General features: G+C 68.4%; 15 protein-coding genes. 7 read left to right on the forward strand and 8 right to left on the reverse strand.

The features are described 5' to 3' along the window. Positions 1-103 precede the first annotated feature (103 nt). The gene (gene yihA / locus KK7_RS0114370; protein WP_010545342.1) at positions 104-739 is read left to right on the forward strand and encodes a ribosome biogenesis GTP-binding protein YihA/YsxC; all 636 of its coding nucleotides are present in this window, start codon (positions 104-106) and stop codon (positions 737-739) included. Positions 740-748: 9 nt separating this feature from the next. Then, the gene (locus KK7_RS0114375) at positions 749-1075 is read left to right on the forward strand and encodes a gamma-glutamylcyclotransferase family protein (protein ID WP_010545343.1); all 327 of its coding nucleotides are present in this window, start codon (positions 749-751) and stop codon (positions 1073-1075) included. Here KK7_RS0114375 and KK7_RS0114380 read toward each other — a convergent pair whose 3' ends face one another. Beyond that, a complete protein-coding gene (locus KK7_RS0114380; RefSeq protein WP_010545344.1) occupies positions 1076-3040 on the reverse strand; it encodes an alpha/beta hydrolase family protein in 1965 nt (654 codons plus the stop codon). Positions 3041-3168: 128 nt separating this feature from the next. Between KK7_RS0114380 and KK7_RS0114385 the strand changes: the two genes are divergently transcribed. Then, positions 3169-3831, forward strand: coding sequence for a glutathione S-transferase family protein (locus KK7_RS0114385; protein ID WP_010545345.1), 663 nt, complete (start codon positions 3169-3171; stop codon positions 3829-3831). Positions 3832-3966: 135 nt separating this feature from the next. On the opposite strand, the gene KK7_RS0114390 is transcribed toward KK7_RS0114385, so the two are convergent. Then, positions 3967-4428, reverse strand: coding sequence for a cupin domain-containing protein (locus tag KK7_RS0114390; RefSeq protein WP_010545346.1), 462 nt, complete (start codon positions 4426-4428; stop codon positions 3967-3969). 28 nt (positions 4429-4456) lie between these two features. On the opposite strand from KK7_RS0114390, the gene dapE reads away from it, so the two are divergent. After that, positions 4457-5569, forward strand: a complete 1113-nt coding sequence (gene dapE, locus KK7_RS0114395) for a succinyl-diaminopimelate desuccinylase (protein ID WP_010545347.1) — start codon at positions 4457-4459, stop codon at positions 5567-5569. A 7-nt stretch (positions 5570-5576) separates the two neighbouring features. On the opposite strand, the gene KK7_RS0114400 is transcribed toward dapE, so the two are convergent. The 4 genes from KK7_RS0114400 to KK7_RS0114415 form a co-directional block, all read right to left on the reverse strand. Next, positions 5577-7220, reverse strand: a complete 1644-nt coding sequence (locus KK7_RS0114400; RefSeq protein ID WP_010545348.1) for a putative bifunctional diguanylate cyclase/phosphodiesterase — start codon at positions 7218-7220, stop codon at positions 5577-5579. Between the two features lie 118 nt (positions 7221-7338). Then, on the reverse strand, positions 7339-7953 hold the full coding sequence (locus KK7_RS0114405; RefSeq protein WP_010545349.1) for a Smr/MutS family protein: 615 nt from the start codon (positions 7951-7953) through the stop codon (positions 7339-7341). After that, positions 7950-9284: a murein transglycosylase A gene (gene mltA, locus KK7_RS20790; RefSeq protein WP_029623303.1), complete on the reverse strand. Its 1335-nt coding sequence runs from the start codon at positions 9282-9284 to the stop codon at positions 7950-7952. Before mltA ends, KK7_RS0114405 begins: the two co-directional genes overlap by 4 nt. Positions 9285-9292: 8 nt before the next feature. Next, on the reverse strand, positions 9293-9937 hold the full coding sequence (locus KK7_RS0114415) for a Tim44/TimA family putative adaptor protein (RefSeq protein ID WP_010545351.1): 645 nt from the start codon (positions 9935-9937) through the stop codon (positions 9293-9295). Between the two features lie 162 nt (positions 9938-10099). Between KK7_RS0114415 and secB the strand changes: the two genes are divergently transcribed. The 3 genes from secB (at position 10100) to trpS (ending at position 13354) form a co-directional block, all read left to right on the forward strand. Next, positions 10100-10609 (forward strand): protein-export chaperone SecB, encoded by a 510-nt coding sequence (secB, locus tag KK7_RS0114420; RefSeq protein WP_010545352.1) that lies wholly within the window; start codon positions 10100-10102, stop codon positions 10607-10609. A 79-nt stretch (positions 10610-10688) separates the two neighbouring features. Then, positions 10689-12257: a murein biosynthesis integral membrane protein MurJ gene (gene murJ / locus KK7_RS0114425; protein ID WP_010545353.1), complete on the forward strand. Its 1569-nt coding sequence runs from the start codon at positions 10689-10691 to the stop codon at positions 12255-12257. A 107-nt stretch (positions 12258-12364) separates the two neighbouring features. Then, positions 12365-13354, forward strand: a complete 990-nt coding sequence (trpS, locus tag KK7_RS0114430) for a tryptophan--tRNA ligase (RefSeq protein ID WP_010545354.1) — start codon at positions 12365-12367, stop codon at positions 13352-13354. A gap of 192 nt (positions 13355-13546) precedes the next feature. Here trpS and fliP read toward each other — a convergent pair whose 3' ends face one another. Both fliP and KK7_RS23270 read right to left on the reverse strand, forming a co-directional pair. Continuing rightward, complete coding sequence (gene fliP / locus KK7_RS0114435) at positions 13547-14311, reverse strand: flagellar type III secretion system pore protein FliP (protein ID WP_010545355.1); 765 nt, start codon at positions 14309-14311, stop codon at positions 13547-13549. After that, the gene (locus KK7_RS23270; RefSeq protein WP_237709224.1) at positions 14304-14939 is read right to left on the reverse strand and encodes a FliO/MopB family protein; all 636 of its coding nucleotides are present in this window, start codon (positions 14937-14939) and stop codon (positions 14304-14306) included. Before KK7_RS23270 ends, fliP begins: the two co-directional genes overlap by 8 nt. Positions 14940-14941: the final 2 nt, after the last annotated feature.

Raw genomic sequence — 14941 nt, forward strand, 5'->3', positions numbered from 1 at the left:
CCCCCCGCCGCTGACGCGGCGGCCCCTCCACCATTCGCTGGCGCGAATGGTCCCCCTCCCCGTTCCGGGGAGGAATTTCCCGCAGCAAGGCGTGTGAACTAAAATGCCCTTCGACCCCGATCAGATCGAATCCGCGCGCAAGCTGTTCGCCGGCCCCATCACCTTCCTCAAGTCCGCGCCGGCGCTCGAGCATCTGCCCCAGCCGACCGTGCCGGAGATCGCATTCGCGGGCCGCTCGAACGTCGGCAAGTCGTCGCTGATCAACGCGCTGACCAACCGCAACAGCCTCGCCCGCACCTCGGTCACGCCGGGCCGGACGCAGGAGCTCAACTTCTTCGACGTGGGCGAGCCGCTGCGCTTCCGCCTTGTCGACATGCCCGGCTATGGCTTTGCCAAGGCGCCCAAGGACATGGTGCGCAAGTGGCGCTATCTGGTGAACGACTATCTGCGCGGCCGGCAGGAGCTGAAGCGCGCGCTGGTGCTGATCGATTCGCGCCACGGCATCAAGGATGTCGATCGCGAGATCCTCGAGATGCTCGACGCCGCCGCCGTCAGCTATCGCCTGGTGCTCACCAAGACCGACAAGATCAAGGCGAGCGAACTGGCCGAGGTGACCGCCCGCACGGTGGAAGAGGCCCGCAAGCGCGCCGCCGCCCATCCCGAGATCCTGGCGACGTCGAGCGACAAGGGCATGGGCCTGCCGGAACTTCGCGCCGCGGTGCTCGAAGCGATCGGCTGAGAAGGGCCCATGGAGCCGCTCTTCTCCTACGGCACGCTCCAGCTCGACCAGGTGCAGCTTAGCCAGTTCGGACGGCTGCTGGAAGGCACCGACGACGTGCTCCACGGCTTCCTCGTCACCGAAATCCAGATCCGCGATCCCGCCGTGCTCGACGCGAGCGGCATCGAGACCCACCTCGCGCTGGTCCCCGGCAACGGTCCGCCGATCGCGGGCAAGGTGTTCCAGCTGACGGCGCAGGAGCTGGCCGCAGCGGACGTCTATGAAAGCGAGAATTATGTCCGGGCATGGGTGCCCCTCGCCTCGGGCACCCATGCCTGGGTCTATGTGAAGGCCTGATCAGGCCGGGTTGTACTTCGCCAGGAACGCCTCCAGCGCCTTGAGGAAGCTCAGCCGGTCCTCGCCGCGGGTGAAGTGGTGGTCGCCCTCGGGCTGCTCGATGAACTCGAACGGTTTGCCCGCCGCCTGGAGCCGCTCCGCCATCAGCTTGCTCTGCTTGAACGGCACGCGGCGATCCTTCTTGCCGTGGACGATCAGGATCGGCGTCGAGAACTCCTCCGGATGGTAGAGCGGCGACACCGCCTTGAAGTCCGGCGCCTGCGCCTTCATCCAGTCCTTGCCGGCGCCGCCGCCGAGGAACTGCGAGTCATAGGCGACCATCCGGCCGAGATCGGACACGCCGGCGAACGATACCGCGCAGCGGAACAGCTTGCCGTCGCGCTGGGCGGCGCGAAACGCCGCATAGCCGCCATAGGAACCGCCGACGATGCACACCCGCTTCGGATCGGCGATGCCCTGGTCGGCCAGCGCCTTCACCGCATCGTTCAGGTCGTCCTGCATCGCCAGACCCCATTGCCCCTCGGCCTTTTGCAGGAAGGGCGTGCCGAAGCCGGTCGAGCCGCGATAGTTGGGCTTGATCACCGCATAGCCGCGATCGGCGAGAAACTGCGACCACCAGTCCCATTCCTCCTCGTCGCGTGCCGAGGGGCCGCCATGCGGCATCAGGATCAGCGGCAGATTCTTGCCGGCACTGCCGCGCGGCAGCGTCAGCACCGCGGCGATGTCCAGCCCGTCGCGCGCCTTGTAGTGGATCGTCTTCACCGGGTGGAGACGCCGCAGCTTCAGCGTCTGGTTGTTCATCGCCAGCGGATCGAGCGTATCGTCGGCGGCGCGATAGACGAAATAGGCGCCGGGCGCGGTCGCATCGCCCACCCGCACGATCGCCACCGAATGATCGGTGTTGAAGCTGGTGATCTCCACCTGTGCGGCCTGCACCTTGGCGCTCAGATTCTTCTGCAGCGCCGCCATCGCCGGATCGGTCCAGTGCGTCGTGGAACGGTTCTCCGTCACCTCGACGCCCAGCAGGGTGGAGCGCACCGGATCGACCACCGGGCCGCTGATGTCATAGCCCGGCGCGGCGAAGATCTGCTTGCCGGTCTGCATCGTCGCAAGATCGAACTCCCACAGTGCGGAGAAGCCCTTGTCGTCATCCTGCACCACCAGCGCCTTGCCGGGATCGGGCAGGAACAGCGATGGCACCAGCAGGCTGTCATGGATGCCGCGCGCGCGATCGACGACGCGGAAGTCGCTGCGCGCGTCGGGGCGGTACAGCAGACGGCGGTTGCGGCCGTCCTCGCTGCGGCCGATGCCCATGCGCACCGTGCCGGCGGCATCGGCATACCAGTCCATCACGCCTTCACGGCCGTCGAGCAGCCGCCGGTGCTTGCCGGTCGACACGTCCACCTGGTCCACCTTCGGCCAGAAGCCGGGCTCGTTCGAATAGATGGAGGTCTGCGCCGCCAGCAGGATGCGCGGCGTGCCGTCCTGCGCGGTCCATATCAGGCGCGCGCCGTTCTGCCCGGTATCGGGCGTGTTGAGCATCACCGTCTTGCCGGTATTGGCGTTCACGCCCACCGCGCGGGTGATGTACCACTCGTCGCCCTCGACCGGCATCGTCCGGCCGATGCCGATCACCAGCCACTCGTCATTGACCCAGCGCCACCAGTTCAGGTCGGTCTCGCCGGTGGCGATCAGCTGCTTCGACTGTCCGTCGAAGGAGACGACCGCGAAATACTGCTTGCCCTGCACCGCCAGCTGGCCGGCAAAGCGCTTGCCGTCGGGCGAGACCTCCGGCGATTCGAGCATCGGCAGTTCCGCGAACACCGCCGTGTCGATCTTGCCCGGCGCGACGGGCGCGGGCGTGGCGCTGGCGGCCGACGCCTTCTCCTGTGCCCCTACCGGCGGGCACGTCGCCGCCACCGCCACGGCCGCGGCCGCCGCGAACAGGCACCACTTCTTCAGCATCGTCTTGTCGTCCCCCGAGTCGCGGCCCCCTGCCGCCAGGGGCGCACTCTGGAAATGTTGACGCGCCTTCGCAACGGTTTTGCCAACGCCCGGTTGCTGCGCTCGCCGCCCCCGTCTATTCCGGGGGCATGAAGCTCATCATCGGCAACAAGGCCTATTCCTCCTGGTCCCTGCGCGGCTGGCTCGCCTGCAAGCTGTCGGGCCTGCCCTTCGAGGAAACGGTGGTGCCGCTCTACGACCAGGACTGGGACCGGCGCCGCGAGGGCGACGAATTCGCCCCCTCCTCGGGCAAGGTGCCGATCCTGTGGGACGGCGAGGCGGTGGTGTGGGACAGCCTGGCCATCGTCGAGTATCTGAACGACAAGACCGGCAACACCAAGTTCTGGCCCGAGGAGCCCGCTGCCCGCGCCATGGCGCGATCGATGGCGGCGGAAATGCATTCGAGCTTCGCGGCCCTGCGCCGCAAGCACAGCATGAACATCCGTCAGGTCTACCCGCCCGCGCCGGTGGACGAGGATGTCGCGGCAGACCTGTCGCGGATCATGGAGCTCTGGGCACAGGCGCGCGCGCGCTACGGCGGCGCGGAGCCGTTTTTGTTCGGCGCCTTCGGGGCGGCCGACATCATGTTCGCGCCGGTGGTAACGCGGATCGTCACCTACTCGCTGCCGGTGCCGCGTTTCGCACAGGGCTATATGCTCGCGGTGCTCCAGCATCCCTTCCTGCAGGACTGGATCGCCGGCGCGCAGGAAGAGGAATGGGTGATCGAGAAGTTCGAGCTGCCGGTGGCGTGAAGCCTTACCTTCTTGAGCCCCTCCCCTTCAGGGGAGGGGTTGGGGTGGGGCGGTGTCTCACCGAGCACAACAGGCGTTCTGGAATCCCTCCACCCCCAACCCCTCCTCCAGGGAGGAGGGGCTTAAGAAGAATTGTCACCGCAACCGCTCGGTCTCGTAGCGCGTGCCGTCCTTGCGGAAATACCCCTCGGGCGTGAACACCATGTCGATGTCGGGATAGTCGCCGCTTCCCCTTGGCCCCGCGCTGATCGCGAGGAACACCACGTCCTCTCCCGACCGGTTCTGCAGATGGTGTCCGTTCTTCACACCGGCGGGGAATGCCGCACAATCGCCTGCACGCAGCAGTGTCTCCCCGCCCTCTTCCACCAGCACCGCCTCGCCTGACAGCATCACGACGAGTTCGTCCTCGCTATCGTGCCAGTGCCGCTGCGACGACCAGGCGCCGGGCTTCAGCACCACGTGGCTGGCCCCCATGGCGGTGAGCCCCGATGCGGGCGCCAGCCGACGGTACCAGCGCGCCGCCACCGCCCCGTCGAACGGCGCCGGATAGCCGGTGGCGTTGGTCTGCGGGATTGTATCCAGGTCCAGCTTGGGCAATGTCGCCTCCTCAGTTGTGGGAGGTAGTGTGCAGGACGTCGTCGAACTCACCAAGGCCCTGATCGGTGCCGAAAGCGTCACCCCGGCGCGCGGCAGCGTGTTCGACGTGCTCGAAGCCGCCGTCACGCCGCTGGGCTTCCGCGTCGAGCGCTTCGTCGAGGGCGCGGCGCCCGACGGACCGGTGGAGAACCTGCTCGCGGTGCGCGGCAGCGGCGGTCCGCACCTCGCCTTTGCCGGGCATCTGGATGTGGTACCGCCCGGCGAGGGCTGGACCAGCGGTGCCTTCACCCCGGAGATCCGCGGCGACCTGCTCTACGGGCGCGGTGCGGTGGATATGAAGGGCGCGATCGCTGCCTTTGTCGCGGCCGCCGCGGAGGTGCCCGAGCGCGGCACCACCAGCCTGATCATCACCGGCGACGAAGAAGGCCCGGCCACCTTCGGCACGCCCAGGCTGATCGAACGGATGGCGGAGCGCGGCCTGACGCCCGATTGCTGCGTGGTGGGCGAACCCACCTCGGCGCACCGGCTGGGCGACACGATCAAGATCGGGCGGCGTGGCTCGACGGTGATCGACATCGCGGTGATCGGCCGCCAGGGCCATGTCGCCTATCCGCACCTCGCCGACAATCCGGTGCCACGCCTGGTCCGCGCGCTGGCCGAGATCGACGCGATCACGCTGGACGCCGGCAATGCCTGGTTTCAGCCGTCGAACATCGAGGTCATCGACCTGGCCGTCGGCAACAAGGCGACCAACGTGATCCCCGGCCGCGCCGCCGCCCGGATCAGCATCCGCTTCAACGATCAGCAGCGCGGCCCCGATCTGATCGAACGCATCCGCGAGATCGTCGCCCGCCATGCCCCGCATGCCGATGTCACTGGCTGCGTCTATGGCGAGGCGTTCCTCACCCAGCCGGGCCCGCTTTCGGACCTGGTGAGCGGCGCGATCCGCGACGTACTCGGCGTCGAGGCGGAGTTGTCGACCACCGGCGGCACCTCCGACGCGCGCTTCCTGTCGCGGATATGCCCGGTGGTGGAGTTCGGCCTGCTCAACGCGACGATGCACAAGCTGGACGAAGCGGTGGCGCTCGACGATCTGCGTGCGCTGACGCGGGTCTATGCGGAGATACTGCGGCGGGTCTGAGCAACGCTCAGGCGGTAACCCGGCGGGGCGTCATGCCCTTCACCCAGGCGAGGAAGTCCGCCTCGCCCATCGGCGTGGCGATCGCATAGCCCTGCAGCACGTCGCAACCGAGCACGCGCAGCACCGCCGCCTGCGCCTCGCTCTCGATGCCCTCGGCCACCGCCTCGCAGCCAAGGCCATGCACCAGGCCGATCACCGCCTGGGCGATCGAGCGCGCATCGGTGCTGGTGGCGACATGCTCGATCACGCTGCGATCCAGCTTCACTCGGTCGATCGGCAGCCGCCGAAGCCGGGCGAGGTTGGAATAGCCGGTCCCGAAGTCGTCGACCGCGACCGTTGCCCCCGCCGCCCGCAACGCAGCGATGGCGCGCAACACGTCCTCGGAGCAATGCATGGCCAGCGTTTCGCTGATCTCCAGCTCGAGCAGCCGCGCGGGTGCCCTGGCAGCCAGCATCGCGGCGCGGAGATGGCGGAAGAAGCTGGCATGATCGATCTGGCGCTGGCTGACATTGACCGCCAGCCGCTGATCCAGGCCGAGGCGGCCCCAACGGGCGATCGTATTTGCCACCTTCGTCACCACCCAATCGCCGATCTCGACGATCAGGCCGGTTTCCTCGGCACGCGCGAGGAAAGCCGCGGGCAATTTGGTGCCCTCCGGATGGTCCCAGCGCAGCAGCGCCTCGGCGCCGACGATCGCGCCGTCGTCGGCCGACACCTGCGGCTGGAAGACGAGCGAGAATTGATCATGCTCGATCGCCGCACGCAACTCGGTCTCCAGCCGCGCGCGCGCGATCATCTGGGCGGCGAGCCCGTCGCTGAACGTCTCCACCCGGCCGCGCCCCTGGGTCTTCGCCTGGTACATGGCCGCATCGGCCGCGCCCATCAGGTCGTGCAGCGTGTGGCCGTGGTCCGGATGCAGCGCGAGACCGATCGAGGCGCCGATCGACACCTGCTGCCCGGCGAGCTCGAACGGCGCGGAAAGCGCCTCCAGCACCTTGTTTCCGACCAGTGCGCGCATGTCGGGATCCGGCAGGTGGGGGAAGAACAGGGTGAACTCGTCCCCGGCGAGCCGGCCGATCAGCGGGGTTTCGCCATGGGTGTAGATCGCGCACTGATCGCCCACCGCGCGCAGCCGGTTGGCGACCAGGCCGAGCAGCACGTCGCCCACCGCGTGGCCGAGCGTGTCGTTGACCGCCTTGAAGCGATCGAGATCGATGAAGAACAGCACGGCGCGGCTGTCCTCGCGGGCTTCCTCCAGCATGCGCTCGGCGCTGCGCCGGAAATGCGGGCGGTTGGCGAGGCCGGTCACCGTATCGAACATGGCGAGCCGGTGGACACTCTCCAGATTGCCGTGCAGTTTGTGGAACAGGTCGCCGATCGACTGGGCCAGGCGCGGCGCGCCCCGGGCGAGCGCCGGCGGCAACGGACTTTCCAGATCGCCGAGCGCCGCCGCATCGAGCCGGTCGACCGCAGCTGCAAGCGCCGCCAGATGCCGCGGGCGGGCAACCCGCCCGGCAGCCATCGCCAGAAGAACGGAAAGCGGCAGCGCAAGTCCCGCGGCAAGAAGAAGCTGTGCCGGCGCAATGCCGCAAAGCAACGCCCCGAAGGCGAGCAACATGGCGGCAAGCAGCGCCGCGATCGGCACGGCCATTGCCCCGTTTCGCTCCCCCCAGCGTGTTGGCGAATGTTGTTTCAAGAATCCCCCGACGCACGGAGCCATTGTCCGCACGCAGCAGACCTTCGCATGAAATCGTTAAGAAACTTCGGCCTCAGCCCTGTGCGCGCGGCCGCCGGAGGACGATGTACAGCGCCCCTGCCCCGCCGTGCCGCGGATGCGCCTGGCGGACGGCGGCGATGCGGTCGGCATGCCGCGAAGCGGCCAGCCAGTCGCCGACCGCGGCCCGGATCGCGCCGCGTGCGTGGGGCCGCTCCGATTCCGGGCGGGGCGGCTTGCCGGTGACCAGCAGCAGTACCCGGTCACCGCGCGCGATCGCCTGCGCGAGCCCCGCATCGAGCCGGTCATAGGCAGCGTGGAGACTGTGCCCGTGCAGATCGATGGCACTTTCCGGTGCGACCAGTCCCCGCGACAGGCGCCGGTCCCAGCTGGCGTCCAGCGTGCGGCGCTCATGCGTATCGGGCAGCGGGGTCGACAGGGTGATCGCCGGACGGGCCGGACGGGTCGGCACCAGCTTGCCGGTCGGCACCTCCAGCCTGCGCGGCGCCGGGCGTGGCTGTGGCGACGGCGACGGCGACGGTGCCGGCAGGGGTTCGGGCGGCAGGGTCCTGGGCGCCGCCCGGCCGTGCAGGGGCGTCACGCTCTGGATCACCTTCTGCCACAACGCCGCTTCCTCGGGCGCCAGGTTGCGGCGCCCGCGCCCGCTCATGGCTGGGGTATCGCCGGCTTGGCCGCGCCGACACGGGCCAGCGTGCCCTTGGGCAGCAGCAGCCACGCGACTCCCCGCGCCGACATGCCGCCGGCGATGGCACGGGCGTCGTCGCCCGCCCCCCAGAAGGTATCGATGCGGTTCGGCCCCTTGATCGCGCCGCCGGTATCCTGCGCGACCCACAACCCGGTGGCATCGGTGCGGTCCATCGACAGGAACAGCGGCGCACCCAGCGGAATGAACTTCGGGTCGGCGGCGACGCTGGTCCAGCCGGCGACGGGATAGCCCATCGCTCCCAGCGGCCCTGCCCCGGTCAGTTCCTTGAAGAACACGAAGCTCTTGTTCTCGCGCATGATCGCGCGGCCCTCGTCCGGATGTTCGCGCAACCAGGCGACGATGCCCTGCATCGAGGTCTGGCCGGGGCCGAGCAGCCCGCGATCCTTCATCAGCTTGCCGATGCCGGTATAGTCGCGGCCGTTCTGCCCGGCATAGCCGATGCGGACCACCTGCCCGTCCGGCCCCTTCAGCCGGCCCGAGCCCTGCACCTGCAGGAAGAACATCTCGATCGGATCGGCGGCCCAGGCGACGACGGGGGCATGGCCTTCCAGCGCGCCCTGCTCGATCTGGGTGCGGTCGTAATAAGGCACGAACTGGCGACCATCGACCCGCCCTCGGATGCGCTTGCCCTTCAGCGCCTCCGAGAACTGGCCGAGATCCACCTCGATCAGATTGTCCGGCATGCCGTAGACCGGCACGTCATAGCCCGCGCGGCGTTCGCGAACGCCGGCGATCTCCGGTTCGTAATAGCCGGTGGCGAAGGCCGCGCCGTCGCCAACCTGCACCGCTTCGAACCACTGGGCGAAAAAGCCTTTCGCATCGCCAGACCAGGCAGCCGCCGCAGCGCAGGCGTCCGCCCAGTCGCTGCCACGGGTAAGGCCCGATGCATCGGTGCGGCGAAGCAGGCCGGGGCAGCTCAGCTTGAAGGCCGCCAGCGCCCGCTGGGCATTGTCCGCAGCGATCGGCAGCGTCTCGATCGGCGGACCTGCGACCAGTCCGGCGGCGGCCGCCGTCGCGGCACCCGCAACCGGCGTGGCCGGCATCGCGGGCAGCGGCGTTGCGCCGGTCGGCTGGCGCGCGGGGAGGTTCGCAGGGGTTTCCGGCAGCACGACGCCCGGCTGCGGTCGCGACGGCACCGGCTGTGGGCGGGTGGGGGCAGGCCGCGCGGGTGCAGGGGGAACCGGCGCGGGCCGGGACGCGGTTTCGGGAGGAACGATCCCGCTCGAACAAGCGCCGAGCAGCCCCGCGAGCGCCAATCCCCCCCAGATCCGCATACCGTCCCTCAGGCTTCGTCGGTTTCGACGAGCTTCCAGTTCGGATCGTCGCTGCGCAGCTTGCGGGCGAAGGTCCATACGTCGTGCGTGGTCACGGCGTCGCTCAGCGAGCCGGCGATCACATTGCCCTCGGCATCCCGGGTCACCGCAACGATGTCCGCATCGAAGCGCACGGTCACCTGCGCGAGCTTGTTCTCCACGCCGGCCGCGGCAATGGTGGCCCGTTCGATCGCGATCAGGCGATTGTCGAGCACTTCACCACTTGCCTTGCGATCGGCAATCGCCTGCTCGAACGCGGCGCGCACATCGTCATCCACCAGGAAGCGCAGCGTTTCCTCGTCGCCCTTCCAAAAGGCTTCGAGCACCATGCGATAAGCGGACTTGGCGCCTTCCAGGAACTTGGCGACATCGAAGCTCGGATCGGCCGACACCACGGCGCGCAAACCGGCTTCCGCGCCCGACTCGATCGAGCGATTGGCCGAGTCGCGCACCTCCGGCAACGCCTCGACCGTCCGCGTCACGGGCGGCACGGCGACGCGCTCCTCGGCGGGTTTCGGCAGGGGCTGCTCATGCCCGGTACGCTTGCCGAGTACCGCATAGAGCCGCAGCGCCAGGAAACCGGCCACCATCGCGAACAGAATGACGTAGAACACTGGCCCTCCAAAGCCTCCGTCTCTAGTACATAGGCCTTCGCGCCGCTGGATTCAAACCGTACGATGGGTCGTGCGATTGCACCACCGGCACACGCCTGCTAGTCGCATGCCCCGTAACGCGCCTGGAGCGCGAAAATCTCCTGATCTAAAGAGGAAAGTTGGATGGCCGAGAACGACACCTTCGCCGAATTCGGCGATGCCGCTGGCAATGGCGCCGACGATGCGCCCCAGGCGGGCGTGCTGTCGCAATATGTGAAGGACCTCTCGTTCGAGAACCCGAACGCGCCGGCCATCTACCAGCAGCAGACCGCGCCGGCGATCGACGTGCAGTTCAACATCGGCTCGAACAAGGTCGGCGACGACGTGTACGAGGTTGCGCTGAAGATCGAAGTCCGCGCCCAGGCCGGCGAGCAGGTCGCGTTCATCGTCGACCTCACCTATGCGGGCCTGTTCGCGCTCCGCAACATCCCGCAGGAAGCGCTGGATCCGTTCCTGCTCGGCGAAGCGCCGCGCATCCTCTTCCCGTTCGCGCGCCGCGTGCTGGCAGATCAGGTCCGCGACGGCGGCTTCCCGCCGCTGATGCTGGAGCCGATCGACTTCGCCGGCATCTACCTGCAGCAGCGCGCCCAGCAGGAAGGCGCGATCGGCTTCGAAGAAGCCGGCCACGCCTGAACCCGGGCACCAGCCTGATTTCGGGGGCGCGCCGCACGTCGGTGGCGCCCCCTTTTCCTTCTAGGACGGCGAACTTACGATGAAGCTCGTGCGCAGCCTGGGTTCGGTGGGCGGCCTCACGCTCGCCAGCCGCATCCTCGCGCTGGTCCGCGATTCGCTCCAGGCGCGCTATGTCGGCGCGAACTTCGCGTCGGACGCCTTCCTCGTCGCCTTCCGCCTGCCCAACATGTTCCGCGCCTTTTTCGCCGAGGGCGCCTTCGCATCGGTGTTCATCCCGATGTTCAACCAGAAGCTGGGCGTGAACGGCGAGCGCGGCGCGGCCTATGATTTTGCGGAGCGCACGCTCTCCATGCTGTTCGCGGTGCTGCTGGCGATGACGCTGATCGCGCTGGCGGCGGCATGGCCGCTGACCGCGTTGCTATCGGGCGGCTTCGAGAAGCAGCATCCGACGCCGGAACAGTTCGCCTTCGCGGTGCAGCTGTCACGGATCACCATTCCCTATCTGATGCTGATCTGCCTCGCCTCGCTGCTCGGCGGCATCCTCAATTCGCTCGACAAGTTCTGGGTCAACGCCGCCGCGCCGATCCTGCTCAACGTCGCGATGGTGGGCGGCCTCTACTTCTTCCACGGCACCCCGGAGGAAACCGCACGGGTGCAGGCGATCTCGGTGCCGATCGGCGGTCTGCTCCAGCTCGGCTGGCTGGCGCTGGCCTGCCGCGCCTCGGGCGTGTCGCTGCGCCCGCGCCTGCCGCGGATCGACGCCGATGTGCGCCGGCTGATGACGCTGATCCTGCCGGCCGCGGTCGGCGCGGGCGTGACGCAGCTCAACCTGGTCATTTCCACCTCGCTGTCGGGCAAGCTGCTCGGCGAAGGATCGATCTCGTACATCTATTATGCGGATCGGCTGAACCAGCTGCCGCTGGGGCTGATCGGCATCGGCCTGGGCACGATCCTGCTGCCCACCATCTCCCGCCTGCTCGGCGCCGGCAAGGACGCCGAGGCGATGGAGACACAGAATCGCGGCATGGAGCTGGCGCTATTCCTCACCCTGCCCGCGATGGTGGCGCTGATCGTCGCCGCCGAACCGATCGTCCGCGGACTGTTCCAGTACGGCCATTTCACGCCCGAGGACACGGTGAAGTGCGCCTGGGCGCTGGCCGGCTTCTCGATCGGCCTGCCCTCCTACATCATCGTCAAGGTGCTCACCCCCGGCTTCTACGCGCGGCAGGATACCCGGACGCCGGTGCGCCTCGCCATGGTTGCGGTGGCAGTGAACATCGCCGCCAATTTCGCGCTGATTCCGCTGATCGCGCATCTGGGTCCGCCGCTTGCGACCGCGCTGTCCTCCACCGTCAACGTGACGATGCTGTACCTTACGCTGCGCAAGCGCGGGCACTTCGTCGTCGACGCGCAGCTCGCCCGCCGGGTACCGCGCCTGGCGCTGGCCGCGATCCTGATGGGCGTGGCGCTCTGGGCGGGGGCCAGCCTGCTCGATCCGTGGCTGAACGGCCGGATCTGGGAGCGCTATACGGGGCTGGTGCTGCTGGTCGGCGCGGGCTGCGCCATCTACGTCGCTGCCAGCTTCGCCACCCGCGCCTTCCTGATATCGGACATCAAGGCGCTGGTCCGCCGCCGCGCCGCGCGCTAGAGCGCCCGCGTCCTGGCAATTCGCGCGGCCTCAAGCACCCCCGCCGCCCATGGACCCGCGGCCGGTCCAACGGCCGAACGGTCAACCGGGTGCGGAGTGATTATCCCATGCGCGTCGTCTCGGGCATCCAGACCACCGGCAATCTTCACCTCGGCAACTATCTGGGCGCCATCAAGCAGTGGGTCGCGATGCAGGATCAGGGCGAGTGCCTGTTCTTCCTCGCCGATCTCCACGCGCTCACCGGCACGGTGACCCCGCAGGAGCTCGCCAACTCCACGATCGAGATGGCCGCGACGCTGTTCGCCGCCGGCATCGACGACCGCTCGATCCTGTTCAACCAGGCGCGCGTTCCCGCCCATGCCGAGCTGTGCTGGATCCTCCAGGGCACCGCGCGGATGGGCTGGCTCAACCGCATGACCCAGTGGAAGGACAAGGCAGGCAAGAACCGCGACGGCGCCAGCGTCGGGCTGTTCACCTATCCGGTTCTCCAGGCGGCCGACATCCTCGTCTACCAGGCGACGCACGTGCCCGTCGGCGAGGACCAGAAACAGCATCTGGAGCTGACCCGCGACATCGCGACGAAGTTCAACCAGGACTTCGGTGTAGAGCTGTTCCCGCTGCCCGAGCCGCTGATCAGCAAGGCAGCACCTCGGATCATGTCCTTACGCGACGGCAATGCGAAGATGTCCAAGTCCGATCCATCGGACCTGAGCCGCATCAACCTGATCGACGACAACGACACGATCGCCGCCAAGTGCCGCAAGGCCAAGACCGATCCCGAGCCGCTGCCCGACAGCTTCGACGCGCTGGTCGACCGGCCCGAGGCGCGCAACCTGGTGACGATCTTCGCAGCACTTGCCGATCGCGATCCGCAATCGGTGGGGGAGGAATATGCCGGGCAAGGCTTCGGCGCGTTCAAGCCGGCGCTGGCCGACCTGACCGTCTCGGTGCTCGGCCCGATCCGCGAGCGGCTGACCGCGCTGCTCGACGATCGCGCCGAAGTGGGCGCCAAGCTCGCCCAGGGGGCCGCGCGGGCCAGCGCGCTGGCGGCGCCGACGCTCAAGGCGGCGCAAGCGGCGGTGGGGTTGCAGGTGTGATGGCGTTTCCTTGACCACGCGATCGACCGTCATTCCGGCGAAAGCCGGAATCCATTGGCCTCTCCGTACCCGCTCTTGCTGAAATCTGGAGGCGAATGGATCCCGGCTTTCGCCGGGATGACGGCAGCGTGGCGAACGGCGCGGTACCCACGCTTCCGTTTCGACGGCCCTCCCCCGTCGGGAGGAAGAACCTCAATGGGTGAAACTTTTCACCAGCGAGCCCGCGACCAGCGCCCAGCCATCGACCAGCACGAAGAAGATGATCTTCATCGGCAGCGATATCGTCGGTGGCGGCAGCATCATCATGCCCATCGCCATCAGCACGGCGGACACCGCCAGGTCGATCACCAGGAACGGCAGCAGCAGCATGAAGCCGATCTCGAACGCGCGGCGCAGTTCGGAGATCATGAAGGCCGGCGCCAGCGTGGTCAGCGGCGTTTCGGCCCGGGTCGCGATCTTCTTGTTGGCGAGGTCGGCGAACAGCTTGAGGTCGCTGTCGCGCACCTGGCCCAGCATGAACTGTCGGAAGGGCTCGGTCGTCTTCTCGAACGCCGCGACCTCGGTGAGCTTGCCCTTGGTATAGGGCTCGACGCCCTCGCTCCATGCCTTCTCGAAGGTCGGCGCCATCACGAAGAAGCTGAGGAACAGCGCGAGGCTGATGATCACCGGATTGGGCGGCACGCCAGGCGTGCCGATGCCGGTGCGCAGCAGCGAGAGCGCCACCACCATGCGGGTGAAGCTGGTCACCGTCATCAGCAGGCCCGGGGCCAGGCTGAGCACGGTGAGCATCAGCACCAGCTGGATGGCCTTGGCCGACAGCGGGCCTTCGCCGCCGATGGTGATAGTCGCGCCCTGCGCGGCTGCCTGCGCCGCCTGGGCAGCAGGCGCAACTGCTTGCGCGTGCGCCGCGACCGGCAGCACGATCAGCAGTGCGGCCGCGGCGAATAGTTTACGCATTCAGTGCCTCGCGCACCGCACGCTTGTTCCAGCGCGTGGTGTCGCGGGCGATGCGGGTACGGGTCGGAGTTTTGCGGGTGCGCGAACGCGGGGCCGGCTTCGCTGCGTCTTCGCGCGTGGCAGGCTCGGCGTCGTTGGCGGCCTGGGGCGGGGTCGGCGCCACATCCTCCGCGACGACCGCCGAATCCACCGGCGCAGCTACGTCTTCGGCGGCGTCCGCAGGTGCGGGCGCCGCGTCCGGCCGCAGCTTGTCGACCATGCCCTTGAAGTCGAGCTTGCCGGCCAGCTTGGCGACACCTGCCTTCAGATTGGCGAGATCGTCCTCGATCTTGGCCGGAGTCTCCGGCGCGGCGGCAGTCTCCACCACCGGCGCGGCCGGCGGGGTGATGCCCGTCTCGATCGTGGCATGGCCTTCGGGGCCGATCAGGATGAGATGTTCGCAGCCGTCGCGCCGGATCAGCGCGACCGAGCGCTTGGCGTCCACCGCCAGCCGCTCGACCAGCTCCACCCGCTTGCGCCCCCCGCCGGTCACGCGGCCCGGCAGTTTCAGATCATAGCGACGCACGACCCACAGGGCCGTCGCCAGCATCCCCAACACCAGGCTCAGCGCGCCCAGCGTACGCAACATCG

Source organism: Sphingomonas elodea ATCC 31461 (assembly GCF_000226955.1).
In the GTDB taxonomy this organism is placed as follows: domain Bacteria; phylum Pseudomonadota; class Alphaproteobacteria; order Sphingomonadales; family Sphingomonadaceae; genus Sphingomonas; species Sphingomonas elodea.

What these genes read in the sequence shown, in the direction of transcription:
- KK7_RS0114400 (WP_010545348.1), bottom strand. Translation starts at nt 7,220, where the DNA reads ATGGCCGTGCCGATCGCGGCGCTGCTTGCCGCCATGTTGCTCGCCTTC.
- KK7_RS0114375 (WP_010545343.1), top strand. Translation starts at nt 749, where the DNA reads ATGGAGCCGCTCTTCTCCTACGGCACGCTCCAGCTCGACCAGGTGCAG.
- KK7_RS23270 (WP_237709224.1), bottom strand. Translation starts at nt 14,939, where the DNA reads ATGTTGCGTACGCTGGGCGCGCTGAGCCTGGTGTTGGGGATGCTGGCG.
- yihA (WP_010545342.1), top strand. Translation starts at nt 104, where the DNA reads ATGCCCTTCGACCCCGATCAGATCGAATCCGCGCGCAAGCTGTTCGCC.
- KK7_RS0114385 (WP_010545345.1), top strand. Translation starts at nt 3,169, where the DNA reads ATGAAGCTCATCATCGGCAACAAGGCCTATTCCTCCTGGTCCCTGCGC.
- KK7_RS0114405 (WP_010545349.1), bottom strand. Translation starts at nt 7,953, where the DNA reads ATGAGCGGGCGCGGGCGCCGCAACCTGGCGCCCGAGGAAGCGGCGTTG.
- KK7_RS0114380 (WP_010545344.1), bottom strand. Translation starts at nt 3,040, where the DNA reads ATGCTGAAGAAGTGGTGCCTGTTCGCGGCGGCCGCGGCCGTGGCGGTG.
- fliP (WP_010545355.1), bottom strand. Translation starts at nt 14,311, where the DNA reads ATGCGTAAACTATTCGCCGCGGCCGCACTGCTGATCGTGCTGCCGGTC.
- mltA (WP_029623303.1), bottom strand. Translation starts at nt 9,284, where the DNA reads ATGCGGATCTGGGGGGGATTGGCGCTCGCGGGGCTGCTCGGCGCTTGT.
- murJ (WP_010545353.1), top strand. Translation starts at nt 10,689, where the DNA reads ATGAAGCTCGTGCGCAGCCTGGGTTCGGTGGGCGGCCTCACGCTCGCC.
- secB (WP_010545352.1), top strand. Translation starts at nt 10,100, where the DNA reads ATGGCCGAGAACGACACCTTCGCCGAATTCGGCGATGCCGCTGGCAAT.
- trpS (WP_010545354.1), top strand. Translation starts at nt 12,365, where the DNA reads ATGCGCGTCGTCTCGGGCATCCAGACCACCGGCAATCTTCACCTCGGC.